General features: G+C 71.9%; 8 protein-coding genes. 5 read left to right on the top strand and 3 right to left on the bottom strand.

The features are described 5' to 3' along the window. Positions 1 to 127: 127 nt before the first annotated feature. Together VGD93_RS06570 and hemC are read right to left on the bottom strand one after the other, a co-directional pair. Positions 128 to 853: a uroporphyrinogen-III synthase gene (locus VGD93_RS06570; protein WP_395010406.1), complete on the bottom strand. Its 726-nt coding sequence runs from the start codon at positions 851 to 853 to the stop codon at positions 128 to 130. 15 nt (positions 854 to 868) lie between these two features. Further along, a complete protein-coding gene (gene hemC / locus VGD93_RS06565; protein ID WP_395010404.1) occupies positions 869 to 1807 on the bottom strand; it encodes a hydroxymethylbilane synthase in 939 nt (312 codons plus the stop codon). A 77-nt stretch (positions 1808 to 1884) separates the two neighbouring features. Between hemC and tsaD the strand changes: the two genes are divergently transcribed. The 4 genes from tsaD to VGD93_RS06545 are packed head-to-tail and all read left to right on the top strand — an operon-like array spanning position 1885 to position 4640. Then, positions 1885 to 2943, top strand: coding sequence for a tRNA (adenosine(37)-N6)-threonylcarbamoyltransferase complex transferase subunit TsaD (gene tsaD, locus VGD93_RS06560; RefSeq protein ID WP_395010402.1), 1059 nt, complete (start codon positions 1885 to 1887; stop codon positions 2941 to 2943). Beyond that, positions 2933 to 3922 carry an NAD(P)H-dependent glycerol-3-phosphate dehydrogenase gene (locus VGD93_RS06555; protein WP_395010400.1) on the top strand — a complete coding sequence of 330 codons (990 nt, stop codon included), beginning with the start codon at positions 2933 to 2935 and terminating at the stop codon, positions 3920 to 3922. Before tsaD ends, VGD93_RS06555 begins: the two co-directional genes overlap by 11 nt. 2 nt (positions 3923 to 3924) lie before the next feature. After that, positions 3925 to 4215, top strand: a complete 291-nt coding sequence (locus VGD93_RS06550; RefSeq protein ID WP_395010398.1) for a YciI family protein — start codon at positions 3925 to 3927, stop codon at positions 4213 to 4215. A 2-nt stretch (positions 4216 to 4217) separates the two neighbouring features. Further along, complete coding sequence (locus VGD93_RS06545) at positions 4218 to 4640, top strand: EVE domain-containing protein (RefSeq protein ID WP_395010396.1); 423 nt, start codon at positions 4218 to 4220, stop codon at positions 4638 to 4640. 8 nt (positions 4641 to 4648) lie between these two features. On the opposite strand, the gene VGD93_RS06540 is transcribed toward VGD93_RS06545, so the two are convergent. Beyond that, positions 4649 to 4843: a DUF1674 domain-containing protein gene (locus VGD93_RS06540; RefSeq protein WP_395010394.1), complete on the bottom strand. Its 195-nt coding sequence runs from the start codon at positions 4841 to 4843 to the stop codon at positions 4649 to 4651. A 106-nt stretch (positions 4844 to 4949) separates the two neighbouring features. On the opposite strand from VGD93_RS06540, the gene htpX reads away from it, so the two are divergent. Beyond that, on the top strand, positions 4950 to 5868 hold a 919-nt coding region (gene htpX / locus VGD93_RS06535; RefSeq protein ID WP_395010392.1), incomplete at its 3' end, for a zinc metalloprotease HtpX.

Here is a 5868-nt window from a genome sequence, read left to right as displayed (position 1 = left end):
CCGCCGCCCCTGCGCCGGTGGCGCCGGCGGCACCCGCGGCGGCCGGGCGCGCCGTGAGGTCGATGACCGGCGGCTTCACGCGCCCCGATTTGCGGTCAGCCATGCGTTGGTCCCTTGTCGGTCGATGTCATGACGCTTCCTGGTCGCGGGCAAAGGACAGGGCCAGCCCCATCATGCCTTCCTCGCTGGGGTGATCGGCAAGGCCCACCCGCACGAAATGGGCATCCATCAGCGGTTCGGCAACCTGCTCGGAGATGCACAGCATGCCCAGTCGCCGCCGCACGCCGGTGTCGAGCCGGGGCGCGGCCAAGGCGGCGAAGGCCTCGGCGGTGCGGCGCGAATAGAACAGCGCGGCCGCGATGCCGCCGCCGGCCAGATCGGCCATGACCGCGGCCGGCAGGGCGGCGACGCGATCCATGGCGTAGACCTGGGCGACGATCACCATGACGCCGTAGGGGGCGAGGGACTTGGCCAGGTCGCCCGACTGGTCGCGGCCGGCCGGGTAGAGCACCGGACCGGACGGCTTCCGGTGGGCAAGCAGGTCGACGAGGTCGCCGAAGGCGCCGCCGGCGCTCTCCACCTGCCGGAAGCCGGCGGCGCGGGCGCGCTCGGCGGTGCGGTCGCCCACCGTATAGACCTTGAGCCCGAGGCAGGACGCCAGGGCCCCGCGCTCCTCGAGCGCCCGCAAGGCGTTGCCGCTGGTCAGCGCCAGCGCGGCGAAACCGTTCGGGTCCGGCAGGCTGGTGGGCAGGGTCGCAAAGCTGAGCAGCGGGCACACCGTGGCGTCGATGTCGAGGGCGGCGAGGCGGGTCGCCGTCTCGCTTGCATCAGGCTCGGGCCGTGTCACCAGCATGCGCACCAAAGGCGATCACCCTCCGAAACGAGCGACGAATTTCGGCCCTGCCAGCGCGAGCAGGTGCCGCCCCAGTTCCGCCCCGATCGAGGCGGCCTCCCCGCGCCCGCCGGACAGAGTGGCCTCGAAGCTTTGCGAGCCGTCCGGGCTGAGGACCTGGGCGTGCATGGTGCACGACGTTTCGTTCAATTCGGTAAACACGCCGATCGGCGTCCGGCACGATCCGTTGAGCACGGCCAGCAAGGCGCGTTCGGCGATGACGGCGGTGCTGGTGGCGGGGTGGTCGAGGCCGGCGACGAGGCCGGCGGTGCGCTCGTCCGCGGCGCGGAGCTCGAGCCCGATCGCCCCCTGCGCCGGCGCCGGCGGGAAGCGCCGCGGGTCGAGCACGCTGGTGATGCGGTCGGCCTGGCCCAGCCGCCGGAGCCCGGCGACCGCCAGCTGGGTGGCGTCGGCGACGCCGCGCTGGAGCTTTTCCAGCCTGGTTCCGACATTGCCGCGGAACGGCACGATCTCGAGGTCGGGCCGGGCCCGCTTCATCTGTGCGCCGCGGCGGATCGAGGAGGTGCCGAACCTGGCGCCGGCCGGCAGGTCGTCGAGCGTCGCCGCCGTCAGCGAGACGAAGGCGTCGCGCACGTCCTCGCGCTCGAGGAAGGCGGCGAGGCGGAGCCCGTCGGGCAGGGTGGTGGCGATGTCCTTGCTCGAATGCACCCCGAGGTCGACCTCCCCGGCCAGCAGTGCCGCCTCGATCTCCTTGGAGAACAGGCCCTTGCCGCCGGCCTCCGCCAGCGGCCTGTCGGTCAGCCGGTCGCCGCTGGTGGTGATGACCCGCACGGCGATATCGTCCTCCGACACGCCATGCATCGCGGCGAGGCGCTGCCGCACCAGATTGGCCTGCGCCAGGGCGAGGGCGGAACCGCGCGTGCCGATGCGGATGAATGGGGCGCGTGATTGCAATCGCGTGCCGTCCTATTGTAGGCCACAGTGGAGGTCGGCGACGGCTTAGACCGTTCCGCAGCACCGGGCAAGCGCACATGCAGATTTTGGGAATCGAGACGAGCTGCGACGAAACCGCCGCGGCCATCGTGGCACGCGACGCCGATGGCGGCGGCCGCATCCTGTCCAACGTCGTGCGCAGCCAGCTTGCCGAGCACGCCGCCTATGGCGGGGTGGTGCCGGAGCTCGCCGCCCGCAGCCATGTCGCCCATCTCGACCACATCATCGCCCGGGCCGCCCGGGAGGCGGGCGTGGAGCTGGCCGGGGTCGACGCCATCGCGGCCACCGCCGGGCCGGGGCTGATCGGCGGCGTGCTGGTCGGACTGACCACGGCCAAGGCGCTGGCCGCGGCGCTGGACAAGCCGCTGGTCGCGGTCAACCACCTCGAGGCGCACGCGCTCACGGCGCGGCTGACCGACCGGCTGGAATTCCCCTACCTCATGCTTCTCGTCTCCGGCGGGCACACGCAGTTCGTGCTGGTGCGGGGGGTCGGCGCCTATGAGCGCTGGGGCAGCACCCTCGACGATGCGCTGGGCGAGGCCTTCGACAAGGTGGCAAAGCTGCTCGGGCTCGAGCAGCCGGGGGGGCCGCAGGTGGAGAAACAGGCGGCGCTGGGCGATCCGGCCCGCTTCCGCTTCCCCCGGCCGCTGCTTGGGCAGGACCGTCTGGATTTCTCGTTTTCCGGCCTCAAGACCGCCGTGCGCATGGCGGCCGAGGACATCGCGCCGCTGAGCGAGGCCGACGTCGCCGATCTCTGCGCCGGCTTCCAGGCCGCGGCGGCCGAAATCGTCGCCGTCCGCTCGCGGGCGGCGCTGGCCCGCTTCAAGGCGCAGCTGCCGACCGTCCCGGCGCAGCTCGTGGCCGCCGGCGGCGTCGCCGCCAACCAGGCGACCCGCCTCGGCCTGCGCCAGGTCGCCGAGGAGGCCGGGGCGCGGCTGGTGGTGCCGCCGCTGGCGCTGTGTACCGATAACGGCGCCATGGTCGCCTGGGCCGGCGCCGAGCGGCTGGCCCTGGGGGCCACCGATGGGCTCGACGTCGCCGCCAAGGCGCGCTGGCCGCTGGACAGTGCCGACATGAGGCTGACGCATGCCGCCTAAGCGCGTCGCCGTCTACGGCGCGGGGGCCTGGGGCACGGCGCTCGCCCAGGCCGCGGCCGCCGCCGGCAACGCGGTGACGCTGGTGGCGCGCAGTCCGGCGGTGGTCGAGGAGATCAACCGCCATCACACCAATGCGCGCGCCCTGCCCGAGGTGCTGTTGTCCGAAGAGGTGACCGCCGCCGGTGGGCTCGACGTCGCCGCCGACGTCGTCATCCTCGCCGTGCCGGCGCAGACGAGCCGCGCCGCGCTGGCCGCGATCGGCGAGGCGGCGCTGGCCGGCATCCCGGTGGTGCTGACGGCCAAGGGGCTCGAGGCGGGCACGCTGCGCCGGCAGAGCGAGATCCTCGCCGAACTGTGTCCGCGCGCCGTCCCCTACGTGCTCTCGGGGCCGAGCTTTGCAGCGGACGTGGCCAGCGGCCGGCCGACCGCGGTCACCCTTGCCGGCGACGACGCGGCCGCGACGCTGGCCGTCGCCGCCATCCTCGCCGGCCCGAGCTTCCGCCCCTATGCCGCCGCCGACCGGATCGGCGTGGAACTCGCCGGCGCGCTCAAGAATGTCTACGCGCTGGCCTGCGGCGCGGTCGAGGGGGCCGGGCTCGGGGCGTCGGCGCGGGCGGCGCTGCTGGCGCGCGGCTATGCCGAGATGAGCCGGATCGTGGTGGCCATGGGTGGCGTCGCTTCGACGCTCACCGGCCTGGCCGGGCTGGGCGACCTGACCCTGTCCTGCACGTCGCCGCAATCGCGCAACTACCAGTTCGGCATGGCGCTGGGCCGGGGCGAGCGCGTCGGCGAGATCATGGCGCACGGGGCGCAGCTGGCCGAGGGCGTGGCCACCGCTCCGGTGGCGCAGGCGCTGGCGCGCCGGCTCGGCGTCGAGGCGCCGCTGATCGACGCGGTGAACCTGCTGCTCGCGGGCAGCGCCGGCATTGACGAGATCGTCGCCAGCCTGATGGCTCGACCACTCAAACGGGAGGAATAGACATGCTTTTCGCCATGATCGCCGAGGACCGGCCCGACGGGCTCGAACACCGCCTCAAGGTGCGGCCGACCCATCTCGAGCATCTCGACAGTCTCGGTGACCAGCTGGTCTTTGCCGGCCCCTTTCTCGATGGCGAGGAGAAGCCCTGCGGCTCGCTGGTGGTGCTCGAGGCCGCCAGCCTGGCCGAGGCGGAGGCGCTGGCGGCGCGCGATCCGTTCGTGACCGAGGGCGTGTTCGCCCGCTACCAGGTCCGGCGCTGGAACTGGGGCATCAACAACCCGTCGGGGCGTTGAACATGGCCCACTGGCTGATGAAATCGGAGCCCGATGTCCTGTCCTACGACGACGTCGTGGCCAAGGGCGTGCCCGAGGAATGGCACGGCGTGCGCAACTACGCCGCCCGCAACAACATGCGGGCGATGCGCCTCGGCGACGAGTGCTTCTTCTATCACTCCAACATCGGCAGGGAGATCGTCGGCATCGTCAGGGTGGTGGCGCTGGCCCATCCCGATTCCACCGCCGAACTCAAGGACGGCAAGGTCGTGTGGGAATGCGTCGACGTGCTGCCGGTCAAGAAGCTGCCGCGCCCGGTGCCCCTCGAGCAGATCAAGGCCACCCCGGGGCTGGAAAACATGGCGCTGGTCAAGTTGTCGAGGCTGTCGGTCAGCCCGGTGACCGAGGCGGAGTGGGAGATCGTCTGCCGGCTCGGCGGACTCTGACCCGCGCCTCAGAAGTCGGCGGTGAGGCCCTTGATCTCCCAGTCCCCGTAGCGGGCCGGGTCGAGGCCGCCGCGGCCGCCTTCTTCCCTGGCGGCGGCTGCAGCCTTGCGGTCGATCTCTGCGCGGCGCGCCTCGGCTTCGGCCAGCGCGCGCTTGGCGGCCGGGCTCAGTGCGGGCCTTGCGGTCCCGGCGGCGTCAGTCATGGTCGGTCATCCTCAATTACGGTGTGGTCAGCCGCTTGTCTGGAACGATGCGGCACCCCATCATATTTGGGGTCGGGAAAAGTTTCGAGGTCAAGACAAAGGCAAGATGCTCAATTTCGTTCGCACCGGAGTGCTGCTCGCCGGCCTCACCGCCCTGTTCATGGCCGTCGGCTATTTCATCGGCGGAACCCAGGGCATGCTGGTCGCGCTGGGCGTCGCGGTGGTGACCAACCTGTTCAGCTACTGGAATTCGGACCGGCTGGTCCTCTCCATGCAGCAGGCCCGCGAGGTCGATCCGCGCAGCGCCCCCGACCTGTACCGCATGGTCGAGGAGCTGTCGCATAGCGCCGGCCTGCCGATGCCGAAAGTCTATCTGATCGACACCGAGCAGCCCAACGCCTTCGCCACCGGCCGCGATCCGCAGCACGCGGCGGTCGCGGTGTCGAGCGGGCTGCTGCGCTACCTGGAGCCGCGCGAGGTCGCGGCGGTGATCGCCCACGAGCTCGCCCATATCCGCAACCGCGATACGCTGACCATGACCGTCACCGCGACGCTGGCGGGCGCCATTTCGATGCTGGCCCAGTTCGGCCTGTTCTTCGGCGGCGGCAACAACCGCGACAACCCGCTGGGCGGTTTGGGCGCGCTGCTGATGGTTTTCCTTGCCCCGCTTGCCGCCATGCTGGTGCAGATGGCGGTGAGCCGCACCCGCGAATACGAGGCCGACCGGCACGGTGCCGCGATCTCGGGCGAGCCGCTCGCCCTGGCCTCGGCGCTCGCCAAGATCTCCCAGGTGTCGCGCCGCACCGTCAACATGGCTGCCGAGCGCAACCCGGCGATGGCGCACATGTACATCTTCAATCCACTGTCGGGCGCGCGCATGGACAATCTGTTCTCCACCCACCCCGACGTCGGCAATCGCATTGCCGAACTCGAGCGCCTTGCTGCCGGAATGCGCCGGGACGGCGGGTCGCGCGTCGCGGCCGCGCACGCCGCGCCGGGCCCAGGCTGGCGCGTGCCGCCGGTCG

The organism is Devosia sp. (assembly GCF_036406155.1).
Classification (GTDB): domain Bacteria; phylum Pseudomonadota; class Alphaproteobacteria; order Rhizobiales; family Devosiaceae; genus Devosia_A.
The sequence above is the reverse complement of the archived record's forward strand: the minus strand, read 5'-3'. Positions and strand labels throughout refer to the sequence as shown.

Coding starts and splice junctions, on each gene's coding strand:
- VGD93_RS06545 (WP_395010396.1), top strand. CDS start 4,218: ATGGCCCACTGGCTGATGAAATCGGAGCCCGATGTCCTGTCCTACGAC.
- VGD93_RS06570 (WP_395010406.1), bottom strand. CDS start 853: ATGCTGGTGACACGGCCCGAGCCTGATGCAAGCGAGACGGCGACCCGC.
- VGD93_RS06550 (WP_395010398.1), top strand. CDS start 3,925: ATGCTTTTCGCCATGATCGCCGAGGACCGGCCCGACGGGCTCGAACAC.
- VGD93_RS06555 (WP_395010400.1), top strand. CDS start 2,933: ATGCCGCCTAAGCGCGTCGCCGTCTACGGCGCGGGGGCCTGGGGCACG.
- VGD93_RS06540 (WP_395010394.1), bottom strand. CDS start 4,843: ATGACTGACGCCGCCGGGACCGCAAGGCCCGCACTGAGCCCGGCCGCC.
- tsaD (WP_395010402.1), top strand. CDS start 1,885: ATGCAGATTTTGGGAATCGAGACGAGCTGCGACGAAACCGCCGCGGCC.